We start from the raw sequence: 21,211 nt of genomic DNA, 5'->3' as shown, positions 1-21,211 counted from the left end.
ATAAAAATCACAAAAAGGGTGACCAGGCTGGTTCTTTGACCTGCCCTTCCCGGGCCGGCAGACGGGCACTGAAACGCCCATCAATAGACACCAAACCGAGCACTTTCTGGCCCCGGAACAAAGTGGCATAAATAACCATGCTGCCATTGGGGGCCAGACTGGGTGACTCGTCTAACTGGGTGTTGGTCAGCACCTGCATGTCACCGGTCTGCAAGTCCTGGCGGGCCACATGGTATTGGCCCTGTGTACGATTGATCATGACCAGATATTTACCATCAGGGGTAATTTGCCCGGCCAGATTTTGTTCGCCTTCAAAGGTCAAACGGGTGATCTTTCTGCTGCCCAAATCTACACGATATAGCTGTGGCCGGCCACCCCGCTCAGAGGTGAACACCAGTGACTTAGAGTCCGGATACCAGGAGGGTTCAGTGTCAATGGCGTAATGGTGTGTCAGGCGGGTCAGCTGCTTGCTGGCCAGATCCATAATGTAGATTTCCGGGTTACCGTCTTTGGACAGCACCATCGCCATTTTCTTGCCGTCCGGCGACCAGGCCGGGCTGCCATTAATATCAGGGAAAGAAGTCAGCACCGTGCGTTGCTGGGTGTAGAGATCCTGAATAATGATCCGCGAGCTGTGGTTTTCAAAGGAAACATAAGCCAGCTTGCTGCCATCCGGTGACCAGGTAGGCGACATGATCGGCTCTTTCGACTTGGCCACCAGTGCTTCGTTGTAGCCGTCGTAATCAGAAACCATCAGTTTGTAAGGGAACGGCTGCTGCTGGTTCACCACCACATAGGCGATGCGTGTCAAAAAGGCGCCGCGTTCACCGGTCAGCTTTTCATAAACCACATCGGCAATGCGGTGGGCGTACTGGCGCAGTTGCTCCGGGCTAACCACCGCCTGACGGCTGTCAAGAATATGGTCGTTACTCTGTACCAGATTACCGTCTTTGAGTTGTGGGCCATTAGCCCCTTTTTGGCCACGCAGTACATCCACCAGATCAAAACTGACCAGGTATTTACCGTCCTGATAAGGCTTGATGCTGCCAAGCACCATGGCTTCAACACCACGGGTTGACCAGGCACTGTAGTGAATATCGGCCACCGCTTGCGGTTGCTCCGGCATGGTGGTTACCGACAAGGGCGAGAACTTGCCGGAGTTGCGCAGGTCATTGCTGATGATACTGGCCAGATCTATAGGCGCTGGCCCCTGGCCGGTAAACTGAAACGGCACCACCGCTACCGGCCGGGCCTGATCCATGCCGCCGGTAATAACAATATCCAGCGCCGCCTCAGCAGGGCGGCAAATGGCACAGAGCAGCAAAAAAAACAGGGTTAATCGTTGCACGGTTACCTCTATTGACTATCCGGTTTCATGGTGATGTTCACTTGGCGCATTTGCGCAAACACCTGCGGGTCTTTGGACACCGGCAAGGTGCCCGCTTTCCATACCGCCCGCTGCGCTGCCTCGAAGATGGCACGGTCACCCGAGACGTATTTCACGTCCAGCACCAGGCCGCTGGGCGCCAGGGTGATCTGCAATTTCGCTTCTTTACCGCGCATGCTGTCGTCGCGGATGAAGTTGCGTTTAATGGTCTGGTTAATCAGCGCCTGATACTTTTGCAGCTCGCTGAGCACCTGCTGCTGGCGGGCCTTGGCACGGGCCGCGGCTTCGGCTTCCATTTGCTTGGCCAGCTGTGCCTCTGCGGCTTTCTTACGGCGAGCTTCTTCGGCTTTACGCTGGCGCTCGGCTTCTTCCTTGCGGCGTTTTTCTGCTGCGGCCTTGGCCGCGGCTTCTTCTTTACGCTGCTTTTCTGCCGCCGCTTTGGCAGCGGCCTCAGCCTTTTTCGCTTCGGCTTCTTTTTGCTGCCGTTGCAGTTCCAGTTGGTGGGCTTTTTCTGCTTCCTGTTGCTGCTGCACTTTGGCTTGCTGCGCGGCTTTTTCAGCGGCCTGGCGCTGCTGCTCTTCCTGCGCCCGCTGGCGCTTCAGTTCGGCAATACGTTTCAGTTCATTCTGACGCTGCTGCTCCAGCTTACGCTGGCGGTCAGCTTCGGCCTGCTGCTCGGCGGCCTTTTCTGCCTTGAGGCGTTTGACCTGCTGCTCAACCACTTTGCTGTCTACCGCCTTGGCGGTAATGACCTGCCCGTCACTGTGGGGCGGTGCCGGTGGCTTGTCGCTAAAATCGATAGAGGTTAACAACACCGCGGCAATCAGCAGGTGCAGGCCAATTGACAGGCCCAGCGGTAACCCCATGCCTTGCTGGCGCATGTTACTTCTTCTCCTCGGGCGGATCGGTCATCAGGCCGACATCATCCACACCGGCGCCCTGCAGGGTGCCCATCAGTTGTACCACTTTGGCGTAGGGCACGGCGCCGTCACCGCGGATCACCACCGGCGTTTTCGGTTCAATTTCCCGCTGCGCCTTTACCACCGCTGCCAGCGTGGCCACATCTTTGTACTGCTCGGCTTTTTTCGAGCCCAGTTGCAGGTAGTAGTCACCCTTGGCGGTAATAGACACCACCGCCGCCGGCTTGGAGTCCGGTGGCAATGGCTCGGAAGACTGCTTGGGCAGGTTAACCTTGACCCCTTGGGTGATCAGCGGCGCTGTCACCATGAAGATGATCAGCAACACCAGCATCACGTCGATATAGGGAACGACGTTGATCTCAGCCATGGGGCGGCGGCGTTTACGGGGCGCGCCACTCATGCCACCTGGCCTCCGTCCTGACTAAACACCTGGCGGTGCAAAATGGCGGCAAACTCTTCCTGGAAGTTTTGGTAGGCCATTTCCAGCCGCTCGACATTATGCGAGAAACGGTTGTAGGCCATGACCGCAGGAATGGCCGCGAACAGGCCCATGGCGGTAGCAATCAAGGCTTCGGCAATACCGGGGGCCACCATCGACAGGGTTGCCTGCTGCACATTACCCAGCGCAATAAAGGAATTCATGATGCCCCAGACAGTACCGAACAAGCCGATATAGGGGCTGATTGAGCCAACGGTCGCCAGAAATGAAAGGTGCGACTCCAGCCGCTCCACTTCCCGGTTCAGGGTGACACGCATGGCGCGGTCGGCGCCATCCATCACCGATTGCGGGCTGCGGTTGGTGTTTTTCGATAGCCGGGCAAATTCCTTGAAACCGGCAGTGAACATTTTTTCCATGCCACCGAGCTGATCTTCTTTGGCATGCAGTTCGTGGTAGAGCTTACCGAGGTCCACCCCAGACCAGAAGCGGTCTTCAAAGTGGTCGGCCTGTACTTTTGCCTGCCCCAGCACTTTGCGGCGCTGGAAAATCAGGGTCCAGGAAAAGACCGAAAAGGCCAGCAGGATCAGCATTACTGCCTTGACCAGCAGGCTTGCCTGCCAGAACAGGCTGAAAAAGGACATGTCGTTCACCCTTGAAGCACTCCCCAAACATTGGCCGGAATGGCTGTGGCTTTGCCTTTTTTCAGGTCTACACAGGCCACACGTACATCGGCTTCACACAAAAGCTGACCCCCTTCACGTAACAATTGCTGGTGAAACACCAAGCTGGCGCGCTTAAGCTGCACCACCTGGCTGACCACCTGCAACAGCTCGTTGAAGCGGGCCGGTAAATGGTTTTCCATCTTAACAGAGCGAACCACAAAGGCGACATCCATCGCCAGCAGCCCGTCCTGCTCTACACCCAGTTGTCGCAACCATTCGGTGCGTGCCCGTTCAAAAAACTTCAAGTAGTTGGCGTGATAAACAATGCCACCGGCATCGGTATCCTCGTAGTAAATGCGAACGGGCCACTGGTGCTGCATAGGGTCCTCATCTTGAAAAAGGGGAGCTTAAGCTCCCCTGAACGGTTTACTGTGCCTGGCCAAGATTCTTTAGCAAGAAGGCAAAGATGTCGGCGGCTTCACGGATCTTCATCGCGGTCGGCTTGCCGGCACCATGGCCAGCCTTGTGCTCTACCCGCAACAATACCGGTGCCGGGCCAGTCTGGTCAGCCTGCAGGGTAGCGGCGAATTTAAAGGAATGGTAGGGCACCACCCGATCATCATGGTCTGCCGTCATCACCATGGTGGCCGGATAGGCCCGCTTGTGCAGGTTATGCAGCGGCGAATAGGCATACAAATAAGGAAAATCCGCTTTGTTGTCGCTGGAGCCGTATTCGCTGGTCCAGGCCCAGCCGATGGTAAATTTCTGGAAGCGCAGCATATCCAGCACTCCTACCGCCGGCAGCACTGCGCCAAACAGGTCCGGGCGTTGCGTCAGTGCCGCGCCCATCAGCAAGCCACCGTTACTACGGCCATAGGCACCCAGGCGGTCCGGGCGAGTGTAACCCTGGTCAATCAGGTACTGGGCGGCGGCGAAGTAGTCATCAAAAACATTTTGCTTTTTGTCTTTCATGCCGGCTTTATGCCAGGCCTCGCCATACTCGCCACCACCACGCAGGTTCGGCACCGCATAAATACCGCCATGTTCCATCCAGGCAATGTTGGCCGGGCTAAAGCGCGGCATGATGGAAATATTGAAGCCGCCATAGGCGTACAACAATGTGGGGTTGGCACCGTTTCGCTTGAGCCCCTTTTTGTAGGAAATCATCATCGGAATACGGGTACCGTCCTTGGAGTGGTAGAACACCTGCTCAGAGACAAAGTCACTGCTGTCAAAGGCCAATTGCGGCTGGCGGTAAATTTCCAGCTGCTGGTTTGCCAAATCCAGGCGGTAAACGCTTGGCGCCTGAATATAGGAACTGAAGGTGAAGTAAGCATCACGCTGACGGCGCTTGCCGGTCAGGCCACTGACCGTGCCTTTACCAGGCAGTTTGACGGTGTACTGGTAGGTGCCGTCAAGCTTGTAGACAGTCAGCTGCGACAGGGCATCTTTCATGCTCTGCACCACCAGCTGATTGTTGAAAATGGAGACGCTGGAAAGGGTATCCGGTCCTTGCGGGATCAGGGTCTGCCAACGGCGTTTTGCCGGGTGGCGAATATCAATCTTGATAACCTTACCGCGCGGCGCCTGATAGTTGGTTTCAAAATAAAAACGCGGGCCATCATTGCCGATGAAATTGTAGGACGCTTCCAGCTCCGGGATCAGCTCCACCATCTTGGTGCCGGTTTTCAGATCTTTATAAAAGAAGCGGTTGCGTGAATCGGTGCCCTTGGAAACCGACAGCAGCAGGTAGCGGCCATCATTGGATACCTCGGCACCAAAGCCCCAGTCCTTGTGGTCAGGGCGCTGATAGATCAATTGATCCTGACTCTGCGGCGTGCCCAAGCGGTGGTAATAGAGCTTCTGGTTGTAGTTGATCCCCGACAGCGCCCGGTCGCCCTTGGGTTCGTCATAACGGGCATAGAAAACGCCCTTGCCGCTTTTATCCCAGCTGGCGGAAGAAAACTTGATCCAGTCAAGGGTGTCAGGCAGCTTCTTGCCGGTGGCGACATCGAGAAAATGCCACTGCTGCCAGTCAGAGCCAGACTGCGACGTGCCATAGGCCAGCACTTTGCCGTCACGTGACACGGCAATACCAGACAGCGCTACGGTGCCGTCCGCCGACAGCTTGTTCGGATCCAGCAGCACCCGCGCCGGGGCTTGTTCACCGTTTTGTACATAGAGCACGCTTTGCGACTGCAAGCCATTGTTACGGAAATAAAATACCGACTCGCCACGTTTGAACGGGGCACTGAATTTTTCGTAATTCCATAAGGTAGTAATGCGCTTTTCCAGGGCGTTTCGAACCGGGATCTGCTCCAGGTATTGCTCGGTCAGCGCCTTTTCCTCGCTGACCCACTGGGCCAGCGCCGGGCTGTCCTGTTCCATCCAGCGATAAGGGGCCGCCACCTTGGTGCCAAAGTAGTCGTCAACCTGGTTGTCAGTGTGCGCTTGCGGATAAACCAGCGCGGCCGCTTTGGGAGCTGGGGCCGATTGCTGCTGGCAGCCGGCCAAACCGGCCAGCAGTGCCAGCCCAAGCCATGAAGTGTGCAGGGTACGCATAAGATTTTTCCATAAAATCAACATATTCATCACGACTATATCAAAAGCGTTACCCATGCCCAGCGCTTTCGATACCGGAGCGCCATGCCGGCGCATTCGCAATTGTATGCATACTGACATGAATTAATTTTTACAGAGCGCTTTTTGTTCTTTTATTTATTTAATTGATTTTAAAGAAATAAAAATGAAAGTAAGTTACATGTTGACGTGCGCGTCAACATGCATAGCTATTTCAGATAAAAAAATATAATCCGAATCAGTAATTTTTTTCGGTTGAGGCCCGACCTCTGCTTTCGCATAATGCGCGCCGTCGGATGGTGGTGCCAGGGACTTAAGGCGCCATTCGCCGTCCGGCCTTGTATTGGTAGTGTGATTGATTGGCACTTGCCCGAGGGCAATGTCGACGTTGTTCTTCCCTGGACAATTCCTTCCTTCAATGTGGTTGTTTGGCCCGAGCATTGCTCGGGCTTTTTTTTGCCTGCTTAAAAGGAAAATTGATAGAACAGGTCTACTGCCTGGTTCACACCACTGACCGCTTCCAAATAAAGCTTGGGCAGCAATGCATAACGCAGCTTCAACTGCGCCACTGAACTGAACACCCCTACCCCGTATTCCAGTTGCAGGCCCGGTAACACATAACCGGAAATGCTGACGGCGGTGTCGCTGCCACTGCCGGAGGTGTCAATGCTGACATCCTTCACCCCCAGTTTTTCCGCGGCGCCGGTGAAAACACCACCTAACCGGCTTACCCCTGCCGAGACCAGCATGGATTTCATCATGGCGTTACCGTCACTCTGGCCGTTGTCGTCCAGAGCCTTGCCACGCAGCAGGTAAGAGAGCTGCTGTGCCTGGGTCATGGCCGGCTCGGAAAACAGCTTCAGTTGTGGCTTCTGGGCGCTGCCGGTGACTTTCACCCCCACCACCAGCTCAGAGTTACTCAGGGTATCGGGGTTACGAATGGCTTCAACATTGAGGCTGGGGTTATCCAGACCGCCGGTAAACAACAGCTTACCCTGACGGATCATCAGATTCTGGCCATAGGCTTTGTAGGTGCCATCGGCCAGTTCCATCTGGCCATTAGCCAACAGGCTGTGCCCAGGCTTTTGCTGCGCGTGCAGCTGCCCGGTCAGGCGGCTTTTTAAGCCAAATGCGTCCAGCCGCACATCACTGCCCAACACCAGGCGCAGATCCAATGCCAAAGGCGGCCCGGCTTTTGCCGTGCTGGCCTGGTTGCCGTCCACCACCGTAACATCCGGTGACAGCGTCACGGCAGAGTCCGGCAGGGATTCCACCTCAATACGCGCCCAGGGTACGTTGAGGGTGCCCGTCAGCTTTGGCTGTTCCCCCAGCGCCAGGGTCAGATCCGGGCTCAGCCGTAGCTGCCCGAAGCCGGGGTAACCGGCTTCTAACCCCTGCCCCTGCACCGTTAATTGACCACTGACCGGCAAGCGAGCCCAGCGCAGCTGGCCGCCCAGGGTCAACTTGCCACCGCCCATCTGGGCCTGCCCTTGGAGCTGGGCCTGCTGGCCGTGCACGTTCAAGGTGGCATGCATGTCAGTGACCGCAACCGCTTCAGACAATGCCGTGACTTGCCCGCCCTGTAGCTGTAACTGGCCATCAAACAGCGGTTTGGCGAGGGTGCCGGAGAGCTTTCCTTGCCCGGATACAGTGCCACTTAGCGCCTGTAAGGAGGGTACCAGCGGCGCCAGCCAGTCCAGCTTTAATGCCTGCAATGCCAGCCTGCCACTTAAACGCCGCTGCTGTTGTGGCGCGTGGATTTGTACCTTGCCATGCAACTGCCCTAACTGTTCCGAGGCAAAAGCCAACTGCCCCTGCCACAGCCGTTCATTCAATTGGCCATCAAGCCGCAACGACTGGTATGCCATAGAGTGGTTAAAGGTGCCGGCAGCGGTATGCAGCGCCACTGTAAATACCGGTTTCCCCTGCTGCCAGTAGCCATTAACACGGCCATTAATCAGTGCCTGCCAGCTAAAGTCGCCGGGCAGCCAGGGGCTCAGCAAGGCCGTAGGCAAATCGCTGAGGGTCGCACTGAATTGCCCTTGTTGGCGGTTAAGCTGCATGGCTGCCAGGCAAATGCTGGCTTGCTGGTGCTGCCAGCATTGTTGGGTCAGCGCCAGGTTTTGCTTATCAGCACGCAACGATACCGGTGCCTGTAATTGCCAGCCCTGATCATTAAAACGCAATGCGGCCTTGGTCAGCTTGCCCTGCCACTGCTGGCCATGCAGCTCACCCTGCAGTGCCAGTTGTATGGCGTCAGTTGCCTCGGCCGTGCTGATCTGCAACTGGTGTTGGCGGGCATTACCATTGGCTTTGACAGTTACATCAGCCAGGGCCTGATCGCCCTTGGCTATTTTGGCGGCTTGCAGGGTCAGTTCACCGGCCGGCAGGCCGTCTTGCAACTGCCCGGCCAGTGACAACTGCAGATCTTTGAGGGCAATGTCCTGATACTGGCTGTCCGCGCTTTTTAGTGAGGCTGTCAGTTGTGGCTGCAAACGCGGGCCAGTAAGTGCCCACTGACCGCTAATTGCGCCACTGGCTTCAGGTAACGCCTGGGCCAGGGCTGGTGCATCCAAAGTGCCTTGCAGCTGCCACTGCGCGCCAACTTGCCCCTGGGCCGTTATCTGGTTAGGCCCAGCCGCCAGCCGTAAATCCAGCCGGGTTTGGGTCTCGGAGCCGGCAGCCTGGCCTGTTAACGCCAGTTTTTTACCAGCCCACAGGCCCTGCAAATCAGGGCTGGCGCGAAATTGCCAGTGCTGAGCGTCCCCTTCGGCGCTACCTTTAACGCTGCCCGACAACACGCCCTGAGCAACAGTAAAGTGTTTAAGGGTGAGTGCCAGCTTACCCGCCAGCCCTTGCTTCCATGCCACTTTTCCAGCCAAAGAGGCCTGCCCCTGAGGCTGCACCAGAGTGAGTTTGTCCAGCTCTGCCTGGTAGCGATCGCCACGGGCAGCCAGGTACAGTGTCGATACCGGCTGCGCCGGTAAACTGGTGCCAGCCTCGGCGTTTAGCTGCCAGGCATCGAGGTTGCCGGCAACAGTCAGGGTGATGTCGGTAAGTTTCATACCACTGTGGGCCAGCTGCGTCAGCACAACCTTGATATTGACCGGCAGGTTACTTTGCAGTGGCTGCACCGTGCCACTGAGCTGCCCACTCAGTGGCCCGCTCAACTGCCCTTGCACGGCCAGCTTGGCCAGCGACTGGCTCAGTTTCAGGGTGAGCTGCTGGCCAGCCAACTGACCCACCGAAGTTGATGCGCTGATGGTCAGGGCCAGTGGGTAATCGCCCGCCAGCGTCAGGGTGCCGTGGGCTTTCACTTTTCCTTGCCGGTGCACCACGGTCAGGTCGCCTATTTGCAGCTGCTGCCCCTGGCCACTGACGTTCATGCTGATGCTATTAAAGTGCTGCCCGGCCAACTGTGGCGAACGCAGTAACACCCCGGCCAGCTTCACCGGCATCGGTAAGGTTACTGGTGGCAGGGAAATCGCCTTGGCGGGTGTTTTTGCAGACGCTTTTCCATGCTCAGGCGGGTTCGGCGTTACCACCAGACCATGCACATCCGGGCCATCAAGCTGCACACCGGCGCCGTCCCAGGCTCCGGCCATGGCCAGCTGTTGCCAGCTGATGGTGACACCCGGCAGTTGCAGGTGGGCGTTATTTACCGACAAATCCTGTAAATCAATGGCCAGCGGCAATTTCACCTGGCCCACAGCCTGTGGCGGGTGTTGATTGGCCGGGCTGGCCGGCACAGCCAGCTTAACGCCCTCTACGGCCAGGTGGCTGATCACCAGCTTGCTTTCCAGCAGCGCCGCCGGCTGCCAGCGCAGCGTCATTGCATGCACTTGCAGCAGCTTGCCGTAACGCAGGGAGGTGATAGTCCAGCTGCGCCCAGCGCTATTGACCTGTAGCTGGCCACTAAGACCAGGCACGATTTTAGTAGCACCGGCCCACAGCCAGCGGTTACCAAACGCAGTGCTCGACAACACCACAACCGCCACCAACAGCAGCGACAAGGTGATCAGCAATAACCAGGAAGCCCGTTTTAACCAGCGCATCAGAACATCGGCCCCATGGTGAAGTGCAACCGCCAGGGCACATGCGTTTCGCTGACTCCAAAGGCCAGATCCAACCGTACCGGGCCAATGGGAGTCAACCAGCGCACCCCGAAGCCAGTGCCCACTTTCCAGTCGGCATGGCGGTAACTGTTGGTAGCCGTGCCACTGTCCACAAAGGCCGCCAGCCGCCAGCGGCTGGCTATTTGATAATCGTATTCGACACTGGCAGCGGTGGTGTAACGGCCCCCAACCAGCTCGCCGGCGTCATTGCGTGGCGCCACGGATTGATAGGCAAAGCCCCGCACGGTCTGATCACCCCCGGTGAAAAAGCGCAGCGACGGTGGCAAATCAGTAATGCTATTAACCCACAAAGCGCCTTGTTCCACACGCATCAACAGCCGGCTTTTAGGGGTTAGCGAACGCAACCACAGGCTACGGCCCCACAGCCGAACAAAACGGGCATCAGAGCCCAGCAGCTTGTCTGAGGCCTCCAGTGTCAGCCATTGGCTGTCGCCCCAGTATGGGTCGGTGCCACCACGCTTGCGGGTGCGGTGAAACGACACCCCCGGGATCACCAGAAAGCTGGTCGCGCTCTGGTCGGCCTGGGTGTAAGAGTCATAGTCGAGGCGCAAAAACAGATCACGGTTCCAGTTGCTGTCGGGTTTGTCCCAGCGGTGCAGCGCCAGGGTGGCCTTACTGGAACGGGTATCCAGCTGATTAACGTGCTGGTAACCCCCTTGCAGGGAATAGAAATGACGCAACGGATCGCCATTGGGAATACGGTATTCCAGGGTGGCGTCCTGGCGGGGCTTGGATACTTTCAAACGGCTGCTAAAGCTGTGGCCGCGGCTGTTGAGCATCGGCTTATGCCAGGACACCGAGGCCCGAGGCCCTTCGTCGGTAGACACCCCCAGTCCCAGCTCCACCTGATTTTTTGCCTTTGCGGTCAGGTTAATGGTCACCGGGATCTGCTGGCCATCAGGGTGGTCGGTTTGTGGGGTCACTTCCACCGAGCGAAAATAACCGGTGGCCGCAATATCCTGACTGGTTTTGGCAATGGCGGCCGCCTGATACGGCTCGCCGGGCTGCACTGCAATCAGTGGTGCCAGCAACGAGTTACGCACATCCATACCCGCCAGGGTAACCGGGCCAAAGCGGTAACGCTGGCCGCTGGCAAAATGCAGCGTGACATCCGCTGCCTGCGCCGTGACATGCACTGCCACCTTGGCCTCGGTAAAGTGAGCATCAAAGTAACCACGCTGGGCCGCCAGCCGCAAAAAACGGCTCTTGCTGGCCTCATAGTCGTCATGGCGAAACCCCTTCCCCGGCGCCAGCCCCGGGTGCTTGAGCAACGCCTGAAAGCGCGGGTCCTGCTGAGCGTCACCGGTGAGGCGAATATCAACCCGGCGAATATGCAGCTGCGGCCCTTTATTGACCTTGATAGTCAGCGTGTCAGCGTCTTTTTGGTAGTTGATCTGTGGCTGGTAATAACCGAGCGCCTGCAACCCCTGGCGCACGGCCTGGTCAATATCAGCACGATAACGGGGCAGCTGCGCCGCCTTGATGGCGGGCAGTTGCTTGAGATACAGGGTCACGTTTTGCTCAGGGTCACCACTGAGCCCCTGAACATCAAACTGTACCGCTGCCTGGGTGGTCAGCGGCCAACATAACAGCAGCAGGCAAATACGCCACATAGCCGGGCCTTATTCGTCGCGACTCAGACCAAAGTGCCGGTAAGCACGCTCCGTGACAATGCGCCCACGGGGGGTGCGCTGCAAAAATCCCTGCTGGATCAGGAATGGCTCCAGCACATCTTCGATGGTGTCTTTTTCCTCACCGATGGCTGCCGCCAGGTTATCCAGCCCCACCGGGCCGCCGGTAAACTTATCAATAATGGCAAGCAGCAGCTTTTTATCCATGTAGTCAAAACCCTGATTATCAACATCCAGCATATCCAGGGCATTGGACGCCACATCACGGCCAACAGTTCCATCGCTTTTTACTTGCGCGAAATCGCGCACCCGCCGCAGCAGCCGGTTGGCTATCCGTGGCGTGCCACGGCTGCGCCGGGCGATCTCCATGGCGCCATCGGCATCCAGTTCCAAATTAAGGTAAGCGCCACTGCGGGCAACGATCTGCGCCAGGTCGTCCACCTTGTAAAATTCCAGCCGCTGGACAATGCCAAAGCGGTCACGCAGCGGCGAGGTCAGCGAGCCGGCGCGGGTGGTGGCACCAATGAGCGTAAACGGCGGCAGGTCCAGCTTAATGGAGCGGGCCGCCGGCCCTTCACCGATCATGATATCCAGCTGGTAGTCTTCCATGGCCGGGTACAGTACTTCTTCGACCACCGGGCTAAGCCGGTGGATCTCGTCGATGAATAACACATCATGGGGTTCGAGGTTGGTCAGCATGGCCGCCAGATCACCGGCCTTTTCCAGTACCGGCCCGGAGGTGGTTTTAATGCCCACGCCCATTTCGTTGGCAACAATGTTGGCCAGGGTGGTTTTACCCAGCCCCGGCGGGCCAAAAATCAGCAGGTGGTCCAGCGCTTCGCTGCGGCCACGGGCGGCCTCGATGAAAATTTCCATCTGGCTGCGTACGTGATCCTGGCCCTGGTAATCAGCCAGCGCCTTGGGGCGGATAGCCCGGTCAATGACGTCATCTTCGCGGTCGGCTTGCGGCTGGATAAGGCGATCAGCTTCTATCATGGGCTACCTCAGAGCATGGCCTTGAGGGCATCGCGGATAATGGCTTCAGAACTCATCTGCTCTTTGGCCACTTTCTTGATCACCGTTTCTGCCTGATTCGGTTTATATCCCAGTGCCAGCAGTGCCGCCAGCGCGTCATCACGGGGCGATACCGTAGGTTGGGTAATAGTGGTGTCCAGCGGCGCCTGATCGGTATAGGGCGTAGCCAGCTGGCCAAAGTCCTTGAGTTTGTCGGCCATTTCGATGACCAGCCGTTCGGCGGTTTTCTTGCCCACGCCCGGCAGGCGCACCAGCGTTGACACATCATGCTGACCCACCGCTTGCACAAACTGGCTCACGGTCATGTTTGACAAAATCGCCAGCGCCAGTTTCGGGCCAACACCATTGGCTTTAATGAGCTGGCGAAACAGCGCCCGCTCATCCTGGGTGACAAAACCATAGAGGTTTTGGGCATCTTCACGCACCACCAAGTGGGTATGCAGCACAATCTGGCTGCCAACCTCACCCAGGGCATAAATCGACTGCATTGAGCAATGCACTTCATAGCCGACGCCGGCTACATCAATCAGGATCTCCGGCGGCTGCTTTGCTGCCAGGGTTCCGGTCAGTCGTCCAATCATAAGGTTCCGTTATTTGCGCAGGCGCCCACGCACCAGCTTGTGCTTGTCTAGGGCCATCTTAGTCAGGCTGGTACTGGTGTGTCCATGACACAGCGCAATGGCCAGCGCATCGGCGGCGTCGGCCTGGGGAGTAGCCGGCAGTTTCAGTACCTGCGTAACCATGTGCGCCACCTGGGTTTTGTCAGCGCCGCCAGTGCCTACCACCGCCTGTTTGACCTGGCGGGCAGAGTATTCAGCAATCGGCAGGGCGGCATTAACACCGGCGACAATGGCAACGCCACGGGCCTGGCCCAGTTTCAAGGCAGAGTCGGCATTGCGGGCCATGAACACCTGTTCAATGGCCAGCTCATCGGGCTGAAACTGGCGAATGATTTCGCTGACACCGTCAAAGATTTGTTTCAGGCGTTCCGGCAGGGCGTCACCGCTGACGCGAATACAACCACTACCGAGATAAACAAAGCGTACCCCGTCCTGGCGCACCAGCCCGTAGCCGGTGATCCGCGAACCGGGGTCGATACCGAGAATAATACGGCTCACCGCGCCCCCCCCTTAATAGCAAGGCTCGCCGCGCCATGGCACACCCACGCCGCCGGGCGAGGTGGGTGTGCGGTCGCGGCCTTTGGCGCGGCCATCAGCAGCCTCAGGCGCTGGCTTGCGGCTTGTTAACAGCCAGCGCCAGCTCGTCCAGTGCTTGCGGGTTGGCCGGGCTAGGGGCCTCGGTCAGCGGGCAGGCGGCGGTGGTGGTTTTCGGGAACGCCATGACGTCGCGAATGGAGCTGGCACCGGTCATCAACATCACCAGGCGGTCAAGGCCGAAGGCCAAACCGGCGTGGATAGGCGCACCAAATTGCAGCGCTTCGAGCAGGAAGCCGAATTTTTCTTCTGCTTCCTCGGCGCTGATGCCCAGCAGTTTGAACACCGCCTGTTGCATGGCGTTGTCGTGAATACGCACCGAACCGCCACCCAGCTCCACACCGTTAAGCACCATGTCATAGGCGTTTGACAGCGTACCCAGCGGGTTGGCGGCCAGCTCCTCAGGAGTGGCATTGAGCGGCGCAGTAAACGGGTGGTGCAGCGCGTAGAGGCGGCCTTCGTCTTCTTCGAACATCGGGAAGTCCACCACCCACAGCGGCGCCCACTCGCCGGTGCGGGTAAAGCCCAGATCCTCGCCCAGCTTCAGGCGCAGCGCGCCCAACGCGTCGGTACAGACTTTGTCGCTGTCAGCGCCAAACAGCAGAATATCGCCGTCACTGGCAGCGGTTTTCGCCAGCAGGCCGTCAATGGCAGCCTGGTCGAGGAACTTGAGAATAGGTGATTGCAGGCCGTCGTTGCCCTTGGCCAGCTCGTTCACTTTCAGCCAGGCCAGCCCTTTGGCGCCGTAAACGGCCACGAAGTTCTGGTATTCGTCCAGCTGCTTGCGTGACAGCGACGCCCCACCTGGCACCTTGATCACCGCCACCCGGCCCTTGGGATCGTTGGCCGGGCCGTTGAACACCTTGAACTCCACGTGCTTGAGTTCGTCGGCCACATCCACAATTTCCAGCGGGTTACGCAGGTCGGGCTTGTCAGAGCCAAAACGGCGCATGGCTTCGGCGTAGGTCATCACCGGGAAGTCGCCCAAATCAACGCCCATCAGTTCGTTGAACAGGTCGCGGATCATCCCTTCGGTGATGGCGCGGACTTCAGTCGCGTTCAGGAACGAGGTTTCCAGGTCAATCTGGGTAAATTCCGGTTGGCGGTCAGCACGCAGGTCTTCGTCACGAAAGCACTTCACAATCTGGTAGTAGCGGTCCATGCCTGCCACCATCAGCAGCTGCTTGAACAGCTGTGGTGACTGCGGCAGGGCAAAGAAGCTGCCTTTGTGGGTACGGCTCGGCACCAGGTAGTCACGGGCGCCTTCCGGCGTGGCTTTGGTCAGAATGGGCGTTTCAATGTCCAAAAAGCCCTGCGCTTCGAGCGAGCGGCGCACCGCCGCCGTGACCTTGGCCCGGAACACCAGCCGCTCGGTCATTTCCGGGCGGCGCAAGTCCAGGTAGCGGTATTTCAGCCGGGCTTCTTCGCTGTTTTTCTGGTGGTCATCCAGGGCGATGGGCAGCGGCAGGGCCTTGTTGATGATGCGCAGCTGCTTACCCAGCACTTCCACGGCGCCAGTGGCCATGTCCGGGTTAACCTGGGATTCCGGACGGGCCCGCACTTCCCCTTCAATCTGTACGCAGAATTCCCCGCGCAGGCTGTTGGCGGTGTCAAAAACATCGGCCAGATCCGGGTCGAAAACCACCTGCACAATACCTTCGCGGTCACGGAGCTGAACAAAGATGACACCGCCCAGATCGCGGCGGCGGTGAACCCAGCCAACCAGTTGAACACTGTGGCCAACATGGGCCTCGCGGATCTGTCCACAATAAATGCTGCGCATGAAACTAACGGTCCTTTGATTTGGGGGACGGGCAAAACGCCTGAGCTAATGGCCGACGATTATAGCGAGCGCCCCTTGGGAGATTCAATTGGGCCGCTATAATGGCCGCCATGTTATACCTTGGCTGCCCCATGTGGTCACACCCGGCCTGGAAACACTTACTGTTCCCACCCGGCACCCCGCAGAGCGAACACCTGGCCCATTATGCCCGGGTATTCTCGGCTGTGGAGGGGAATACCACTTTTTATGCCCTGCCCGGCCCCGACACCGTGTTGCGCTGGCGCGACGCCGTGCCTGAGCACTTTCGCTTTACCTTTAAATTTCCGCAAAGCATCAGCCACCAGCAGGCGCTGGTAGGGGTAGACGAGGCGCTTGATACCTTTTTAACGCGCTTGGCGCCACTGCGCCCGTACACCAGTCACTACCTGCTGCAACTGCCCGCCCGCTTTGGCCCCGAGCAATTACCGGCGCTGGCCCGCTTTGCCGATGCCCTGCCCGAGGGCCTGCCAGTGGCAGTAGAAGTGCGCCACAGCGCCTTTTTTGCCAAAGGCGAGGCCGAGCGGGCTTTTCACCGGCTACTGGCCGAGCGCGGCCTGAACCGCATGGTAATGGACAGCCGGCCGGTGTTTTCGGTGCCCGCCACCACCCCGGCGCTGCTGGACGCCCAGCAGAAAAAACCGCGGCTGCCGGTGCATGCCGTAGCCACCGCCAATGGCCCGGTGGTGCGCTTTGTTGGCCTACCAGAGCCCCAGGCCAACGCCGACTTTCTGGCGCCCTGGGTCAGCAAGGTGGCACAGTGGCTGGCCGACGGTAAAAACGTGACCTTTTTTGTGCACAGCGCCGACAACGCCCAGGCGCCACAGCTGGCCCGCGCGTTTTATCAGCAGGTTGCCCGCCAGATCAGCCTGCCACCGTTACCGGCGTTCTCGCAGCCGGCGCTGTTCTGAGGCAAAATAGCGCCCCATTGCAATACGAAGGGTTTGTCATGTCGCAGGATCGTATCTATTCCCAGCCCCACACCGCCGTTAAAGACTTCACCTTTGACGAGCAGGTAGCCGATGTATTTAACGACATGATCAACCGCTCGGTGCCGGGCTATACCACCATTTTGCACACCATCGGCAAGCTGGCGCCGCGCTTTGTTACCGCCAACAGCCGCGTTTACGATTTGGGCTGTTCGCTGGGGGCGGCGAGCCTGGCCATCAAACGGGCGGTAGACGCCGACGGCGTTGAGCTGCTGGCCATCGACAGCTCGGAGGCCATGGTCAGCCGCGCCGAACGCCAGCTCAGCGCCTATAAAGGCCAGGTGCACACCCAGGTGCAGCAGGCCGATATTCGCCATATCGACATCAGCAACGCCTCCATGGTGGTACTGAACTTCACCTTGCAGTTTTTACCCCCCGATGACCGCGACGCGCTGATCAACAAGGTTTATGCCGGCCTGCGCCCGGGCGGTTTGTTGCTGCTGTCGGAAAAGCTGGTGTTCACCGACAGCGCCATCAATGATCTGTTGTGCGAACTGCACTGGGACTTTAAGCGCGACAACGGTTATTCCGAGCTGGAAATTGCCCAAAAGCGCACCGCCATTGAAAACGTGATGCGCCCCGACAGCCCCGAGCAGCACCTGGCGCGCCTGGAAAAGGCCGGGTTCAGCCACCGCCAGCTGTGGTATCAGTGCTACAACTTTGCCTCGATGGTGGCCATCAAATGAACTGGTTTCAGCGCTTTTACGCCGACATTGCCGAAAGCCAGCTCAGCCACTGGTTAGAAGTGCTGCCCGGCCAGCTACGGCAGTGGGAAGACAGCGCTCGCCACGGCGAGTTTCGCCACTGGCTGCGCATTCTGGGCCAGCTACCCGAGGTGCCCGCCAGCGCGCTGGATATCAAAAACAGCGTTACCATTGGCGCCCCTGGCGACGTGCCCGCCAGCACCCAAAAGGCCATTGCAGGCTTGCTGCAAAAATTCCACCCCTGGCGCAAAGGGCCCTACCATGTGCACGGCGTGCACATTGACACCGAATGGCGTTCCGACTGGAAGTGGGACCGGGTACTGCCGCACCTGTCACCGCTGAAAAACCGCTTCGTGCTGGATGTCGGCTGCGGCAGTGGCTACCACATGTGGCGGATGCTCGGCGAAGGCGCCTGGCGAGTGGTGGGCATAGACCCGTCGGACTTGTTTCTTATTCAGTTTCAGGCCATCAAGCACTTCGCCCGCGCCGCCCGCCCGGACTTACCCATTGACTTGCTGCCGCTCGGTATTCAGCAAATGCCCGCCCTGCACGCCTTTGACACGGTGTTTTCAATGGGCGTGTTGTACCACCGCAAAAGCCCCATCGAACACATCGAACAACTGCGCGCACAGTTAAAAGACGGCGGCGAACTGGTGCTGGAAACCCTGGTTATAGACGGCGACGACACCGCCGTGCTGGTGCCCGAAGACCGCTACGCGCAAATGCGTAACGTCTGGTTCCTGCCCTCTGCCAAGGCCCTGTGCCGCTGGGTAAGCCGCTGCGGCTTTAGTAATATTCGCATCGTCGACATTGACCAAACCAGCACCGACGAACAGCGCCGCACCGACTGGATGCGCAACGAATCACTGGCCGACTTTCTCGACCCACAAGACCCAAACAAAACCATAGAAGGCCACCCCGCCCCAAAACGCGCCGTGCTCATTGCCACCGCCTGCTGAGCGCTGGCTCACATTACTTAACCCTTGATTTGGCAAGCAATCCCACCCCTGATACTGTCGGTAATGTAAGGACACCACCGGCAGTACAGGGAAGCTAGGGCCCGTCAACCTAAGGGCGGTAGCGTGCCCAACCCCCACCCTGATAACGGTGTTCCCGTACAGTTCACGAGCCGCTGAACTTCACCCGCTTTAATAGACTCTGGTAATAACTGGCGAGGCAGTCACTGCTCTCTGCCCGTTAAGTGCAGCGCCAGCGGAACATGGGCAAGGGTTTTGCTGACTTTTTCCCCACAAAAGTCAGGCGCGTGCAGGGGCGCCCCCCTGCAATAAATACTGGATTTTGATGTGCCTGCGGCACTGCTGTTTATTTGCCGGTTCCCGCACCGGCAGGCGGGTTCCTTTCTTGCTTGGCCAAAGAAAGGAACCGAAAGAAGGCCACCCCAGCGTTACGCTCTAACCGTGCTGGAAGCCGCTTGCCGGGCACCGGCTCGTACGCGTGTCCTGACACGTACTTACCTGTTTCGCCATCCCTGGCTCAACTGCCCTATCGCAGCTTCCACCCCGGCGCTGCACTTAAAGGGCCCCGAGAGCCATACTGGCAGACATGCAGGTTCGAAAAGGTAGGTGGCGCTGTGTAGTGATTAGATAGACAGCTTTTAGAGACGTCATAGGCGAGTGTTGCATTGCAGAGTTGAATTTGTGACACTTCATCCATGAAATGGATGTAAACCATATACCCGCTGTGTGGCATGATATCGAAAAAGCATCTTTTTATTCATGCATCGAAGTTTCAAGTTGTTTTTTAAAATAATTATGAAGCGAGAATCAGAATTCAAAAGTATATACATAGATAATTATTTTGAGGCCGAAGACCTCATCAACAGACTTTTATTAGCTCGATAAAGTTTAGATAAAGGAGACATACATGAACAATGAAAAGAGAATAAAGGAAATCGAAAAAGAATTTATCAAACTGGGGCTTATAGATGTCATCCCGATGATTATGATTGGACTAGGCCTTCACGCGAAATTTGACAAAGGCAACAAGCCAATATTCGAATTTCTTAAAAACGAAACCATTGTAAATGGTATGTTTATTATTGCTGTCCCAATTGTTCTTTGGTGCATGATCAAAGCAATTAAATTAGCGTCAGAGCGCAAACGTATAGAAGCAAATGCAAACTCATAAAAAGTAACTGTGGATCTCAGTCACTTTCTGCCCGTTAAGTGCAGCGCCGCTGTGGCAGGAATGGGAGGTTCAGCTGAGGCAGGACGCCGAAGCAGGTTCATACGTGTCGGGACACACGTATGAACCGGTGAACCGGGAATGACGAACACAGCGTCAGCGCGGAACATGGGCAAGGGTTTTGCTGACTTTTGCCCCACAAAAGTCAGGCGCCTGCAGGGGCGCCCCCCTGCAATAAAGCCGGTAAGTACTGGGCCAACTATTCAAAATCGGCTCAACGTGGATGCCAACTGGGTTTTGATGCGCCTGCGGCACAGCTATTTGTGTGCCGGTTCCCGCACCGGCTTGTACGCATGTCCGTTTTATCGGGTGAACATCATTCACTTGCGCTCACTGGGACGCCGCTACCGTAATACCTCTTCAGAACGTTAATTTATCGATTAGTAAGGATACTTCATGAAATTGCACAATGAAAAAATCCTTTTGTCTTTCTCAGTTATACTTTTTTACTTCATTTTTCAAACTTTTCTTGTTTTTACTGCCGTAAGTTTAAAAGGAAATTGCTTAAACCAGGCTTGGCTGACCAGTCCTTTGATAATATCGCCGTTTGCTATTTTTGTAGAAACAGTATTCCTGTTGTTGATTTTTGGCATCACATTAGGTTACTCAAAACTGAAGTCAGGTGAGAACATTTATGCTAATTCAGCCTATTACATTGTGTTTGTGATTGTATTATCTCTTTGGCTTAATGGACTGCATGGAATGTGGCGTATGTTTCAGTATGAAAAAGGTAAAATCAAAGCCAGTGAGTATTATTCTGAGCAATTTTTTCACTGGGCAAAACATATGAGTCCTCATCAGTGTAAGGTATACAAATACTTAATAAGTAACTATTAATCTCAGCTGCTTTCTGCCCGTTAAGTGCCGCGCCAGTGAAACATGGGCAAGGGTTTTGCTGACTTTCCCCCCAAAAAAGTCAGGCGCGTGCAGGGCGCCCCTGCCATAACAGAACCCTTTATCAGGACTGTTATTTCGTTCTATATAACCATTGCCTTATTGAAAAACCACCATTTAATTAATCTATAAAAAAGTAAAACCATGAACATTGAAAAATACACATGGGCTGAAGTAAATGAAGCTCTTGAAACTATCGATACCCAAGCACATCCGCAAAGAAAAGTCGCTCTTGAGCAACACCGGGCCGAATTGGCAACCAAGATTAAGCAACTCGAAAGCGAATATCACAGCATCACCGGTAAATCACTGGCCGAACCAGAAAAACCCTTATCCCATACCGGCAAGCTGGTTTTTCATGCCGTAGCCAGCGCATCTGTTGGTTTAGGGGTCATTATATTGCTCTTGGTTCTCTCTGCCCTGCTCGGGGCTGACACTATAAAATCAAACGGACACTACATCCATGACCTCAGCACCATATTCTTTGGTCTGACGATATGGTTCTTCGGCTCTCTTTTTCTTGGTTTATGCAGCCTTTCTGGCGCCATAACCCTGCGCGGCTTGCACTGGCTAAAACAATCTGAATAACGCATAGC

18 protein-coding genes are annotated in these 21,211 nt (G+C 56.8%); 6 read left to right on the top strand and 12 right to left on the bottom strand.

All coding sequences use genetic code 11. The features are described 5' to 3' along the window. Positions 1 to 7: 7 nt before the first annotated feature. The 12 genes from tolB to aspS all read right to left on the bottom strand — a co-directional run bounded on the left by tolB (position 8) and on the right by aspS (position 15,787). A complete protein-coding gene (gene tolB, locus WDB70_RS03665; RefSeq protein WP_406668006.1) occupies positions 8 to 1,261 on the bottom strand; it encodes a Tol-Pal system beta propeller repeat protein TolB in 1,254 nt (417 codons plus the stop codon). Positions 1,262 to 1,356: 95 nt separating this feature from the next. Then, positions 1,357 to 2,268 (bottom strand): cell envelope integrity protein TolA, encoded by a 912-nt coding sequence (gene tolA, locus WDB70_RS03660; RefSeq protein ID WP_406666736.1) that lies wholly within the window; start codon positions 2,266 to 2,268, stop codon positions 1,357 to 1,359. Between the two features lies 1 nt (position 2,269). Further along, positions 2,270 to 2,707 (bottom strand): protein TolR, encoded by a 438-nt coding sequence (gene tolR, locus WDB70_RS03655; protein ID WP_406666734.1) that lies wholly within the window; start codon positions 2,705 to 2,707, stop codon positions 2,270 to 2,272. Beyond that, the gene (gene tolQ / locus WDB70_RS03650) at positions 2,704 to 3,396 is read right to left on the bottom strand and encodes a protein TolQ (protein WP_406666732.1); all 693 of its coding nucleotides are present in this window, start codon (positions 3,394 to 3,396) and stop codon (positions 2,704 to 2,706) included. Before tolQ ends, tolR begins: the two co-directional genes overlap by 4 nt. After that, positions 3,393 to 3,788, bottom strand: coding sequence for a tol-pal system-associated acyl-CoA thioesterase (ybgC, locus tag WDB70_RS03645; RefSeq protein WP_406666730.1), 396 nt, complete (start codon positions 3,786 to 3,788; stop codon positions 3,393 to 3,395). Before ybgC ends, tolQ begins: the two co-directional genes overlap by 4 nt. Positions 3,789 to 3,834: 46 nt before the next feature. Further along, the gene (locus WDB70_RS03640) at positions 3,835 to 5,970 is read right to left on the bottom strand and encodes a prolyl oligopeptidase family protein (RefSeq protein WP_406666728.1); all 2,136 of its coding nucleotides are present in this window, start codon (positions 5,968 to 5,970) and stop codon (positions 3,835 to 3,837) included. Positions 5,971 to 6,452: 482 nt separating this feature from the next. Then, entirely contained in the window at positions 6,453 to 10,043 is a 3,591-nt protein-coding gene (locus WDB70_RS03635) for a translocation/assembly module TamB domain-containing protein (protein ID WP_406666726.1), read from the bottom strand. After that, positions 10,043 to 11,737 carry an autotransporter assembly complex protein TamA gene (locus tag WDB70_RS03630; protein WP_406666724.1) on the bottom strand — a complete coding sequence of 565 codons (1,695 nt, stop codon included), beginning with the start codon at positions 11,735 to 11,737 and terminating at the stop codon, positions 10,043 to 10,045. Before WDB70_RS03630 ends, WDB70_RS03635 begins: the two co-directional genes overlap by 1 nt. Before the next feature lie 9 nt (positions 11,738 to 11,746). Next, positions 11,747 to 12,751 (bottom strand): Holliday junction branch migration DNA helicase RuvB, encoded by a 1,005-nt coding sequence (gene ruvB / locus WDB70_RS03625; RefSeq protein WP_406666722.1) that lies wholly within the window; start codon positions 12,749 to 12,751, stop codon positions 11,747 to 11,749. A gap of 8 nt (positions 12,752 to 12,759) precedes the next feature. Then, on the bottom strand, positions 12,760 to 13,371 hold the full coding sequence (ruvA, locus tag WDB70_RS03620) for a Holliday junction branch migration protein RuvA (RefSeq protein ID WP_406666720.1): 612 nt from the start codon (positions 13,369 to 13,371) through the stop codon (positions 12,760 to 12,762). A 9-nt stretch (positions 13,372 to 13,380) separates the two neighbouring features. After that, complete coding sequence (ruvC, locus tag WDB70_RS03615; RefSeq protein ID WP_406666718.1) at positions 13,381 to 13,908, bottom strand: crossover junction endodeoxyribonuclease RuvC; 528 nt, start codon at positions 13,906 to 13,908, stop codon at positions 13,381 to 13,383. Between the two features lie 103 nt (positions 13,909 to 14,011). After that, on the bottom strand, positions 14,012 to 15,787 hold the full coding sequence (gene aspS, locus WDB70_RS03610; protein WP_406666716.1) for an aspartate--tRNA ligase: 1,776 nt from the start codon (positions 15,785 to 15,787) through the stop codon (positions 14,012 to 14,014). 101 nt (positions 15,788 to 15,888) lie between these two features. Here aspS and WDB70_RS03605 point away from each other — a divergent pair, with 101 nt between their 5' ends. The 6 genes from WDB70_RS03605 to WDB70_RS03580 all read left to right on the top strand — a co-directional run bounded on the left by WDB70_RS03605 (position 15,889) and on the right by WDB70_RS03580 (position 21,203). Further along, on the top strand, positions 15,889 to 16,734 hold the full coding sequence (locus tag WDB70_RS03605) for a DUF72 domain-containing protein (RefSeq protein ID WP_406666714.1): 846 nt from the start codon (positions 15,889 to 15,891) through the stop codon (positions 16,732 to 16,734). 38 nt (positions 16,735 to 16,772) lie between these two features. After that, a complete protein-coding gene (cmoA, locus tag WDB70_RS03600) occupies positions 16,773 to 17,498 on the top strand; it encodes a carboxy-S-adenosyl-L-methionine synthase CmoA (RefSeq protein ID WP_406666712.1) in 726 nt (241 codons plus the stop codon). Next, positions 17,495 to 18,475 (top strand): tRNA 5-methoxyuridine(34)/uridine 5-oxyacetic acid(34) synthase CmoB, encoded by a 981-nt coding sequence (gene cmoB, locus WDB70_RS03595; RefSeq protein ID WP_406666710.1) that lies wholly within the window; start codon positions 17,495 to 17,497, stop codon positions 18,473 to 18,475. Before cmoA ends, cmoB begins: the two co-directional genes overlap by 4 nt. 925 nt (positions 18,476 to 19,400) lie before the next feature. Continuing rightward, positions 19,401 to 19,664: a hypothetical protein gene (locus tag WDB70_RS03590; RefSeq protein WP_406666708.1), complete on the top strand. Its 264-nt coding sequence runs from the start codon at positions 19,401 to 19,403 to the stop codon at positions 19,662 to 19,664. A gap of 453 nt (positions 19,665 to 20,117) precedes the next feature. Next, positions 20,118 to 20,558: a hypothetical protein gene (locus WDB70_RS03585; RefSeq protein WP_406666705.1), complete on the top strand. Its 441-nt coding sequence runs from the start codon at positions 20,118 to 20,120 to the stop codon at positions 20,556 to 20,558. A 201-nt stretch (positions 20,559 to 20,759) separates the two neighbouring features. Beyond that, positions 20,760 to 21,203, top strand: a complete 444-nt coding sequence (locus WDB70_RS03580; RefSeq protein WP_406666703.1) for a hypothetical protein — start codon at positions 20,760 to 20,762, stop codon at positions 21,201 to 21,203. Positions 21,204 to 21,211 lie beyond the last annotated feature (8 nt).

The sequence above is a fragment of the Gallaecimonas aegicerasi genome, assembly GCF_045291545.1.
GTDB lineage: Bacteria > Pseudomonadota > Gammaproteobacteria > Enterobacterales > Gallaecimonadaceae > Gallaecimonas.
Note: the sequence above shows the minus strand (reverse complement) of the source record. Positions and strands in the feature narration are given on the sequence as shown.

Coding starts and splice junctions, on each gene's coding strand:
- tolB (WP_406668006.1), bottom strand. CDS start 1,261: ATGGATCAGGCCCGGCCGGTAGCGGTGGTGCCGTTTCAGTTTACCGGC.
- tolA (WP_406666736.1), bottom strand. CDS start 2,268: ATGCGCCAGCAAGGCATGGGGTTACCGCTGGGCCTGTCAATTGGCCTG.
- tolR (WP_406666734.1), bottom strand. CDS start 2,707: ATGAGTGGCGCGCCCCGTAAACGCCGCCGCCCCATGGCTGAGATCAAC.
- ybgC (WP_406666730.1), bottom strand. CDS start 3,788: ATGCAGCACCAGTGGCCCGTTCGCATTTACTACGAGGATACCGATGCC.
- WDB70_RS03640 (WP_406666728.1), bottom strand. CDS start 5,970: ATGCGTACCCTGCACACTTCATGGCTTGGGCTGGCACTGCTGGCCGGT.
- WDB70_RS03635 (WP_406666726.1), bottom strand. CDS start 10,043: ATGCGCTGGTTAAAACGGGCTTCCTGGTTATTGCTGATCACCTTGTCG.
- WDB70_RS03630 (WP_406666724.1), bottom strand. CDS start 11,737: ATGTGGCGTATTTGCCTGCTGCTGTTATGTTGGCCGCTGACCACCCAG.
- ruvB (WP_406666722.1), bottom strand. CDS start 12,751: ATGATAGAAGCTGATCGCCTTATCCAGCCGCAAGCCGACCGCGAAGAT.
- ruvA (WP_406666720.1), bottom strand. CDS start 13,371: ATGATTGGACGACTGACCGGAACCCTGGCAGCAAAGCAGCCGCCGGAG.
- aspS (WP_406666716.1), bottom strand. CDS start 15,787: ATGCGCAGCATTTATTGTGGACAGATCCGCGAGGCCCATGTTGGCCAC.
- WDB70_RS03605 (WP_406666714.1), top strand. CDS start 15,889: ATGGCCGCCATGTTATACCTTGGCTGCCCCATGTGGTCACACCCGGCC.
- cmoA (WP_406666712.1), top strand. CDS start 16,773: ATGTCGCAGGATCGTATCTATTCCCAGCCCCACACCGCCGTTAAAGAC.
- cmoB (WP_406666710.1), top strand. CDS start 17,495: ATGAACTGGTTTCAGCGCTTTTACGCCGACATTGCCGAAAGCCAGCTC.
- WDB70_RS03590 (WP_406666708.1), top strand. CDS start 19,401: ATGAACAATGAAAAGAGAATAAAGGAAATCGAAAAAGAATTTATCAAA.
- WDB70_RS03585 (WP_406666705.1), top strand. CDS start 20,118: ATGAAATTGCACAATGAAAAAATCCTTTTGTCTTTCTCAGTTATACTT.
- WDB70_RS03580 (WP_406666703.1), top strand. CDS start 20,760: ATGAACATTGAAAAATACACATGGGCTGAAGTAAATGAAGCTCTTGAA.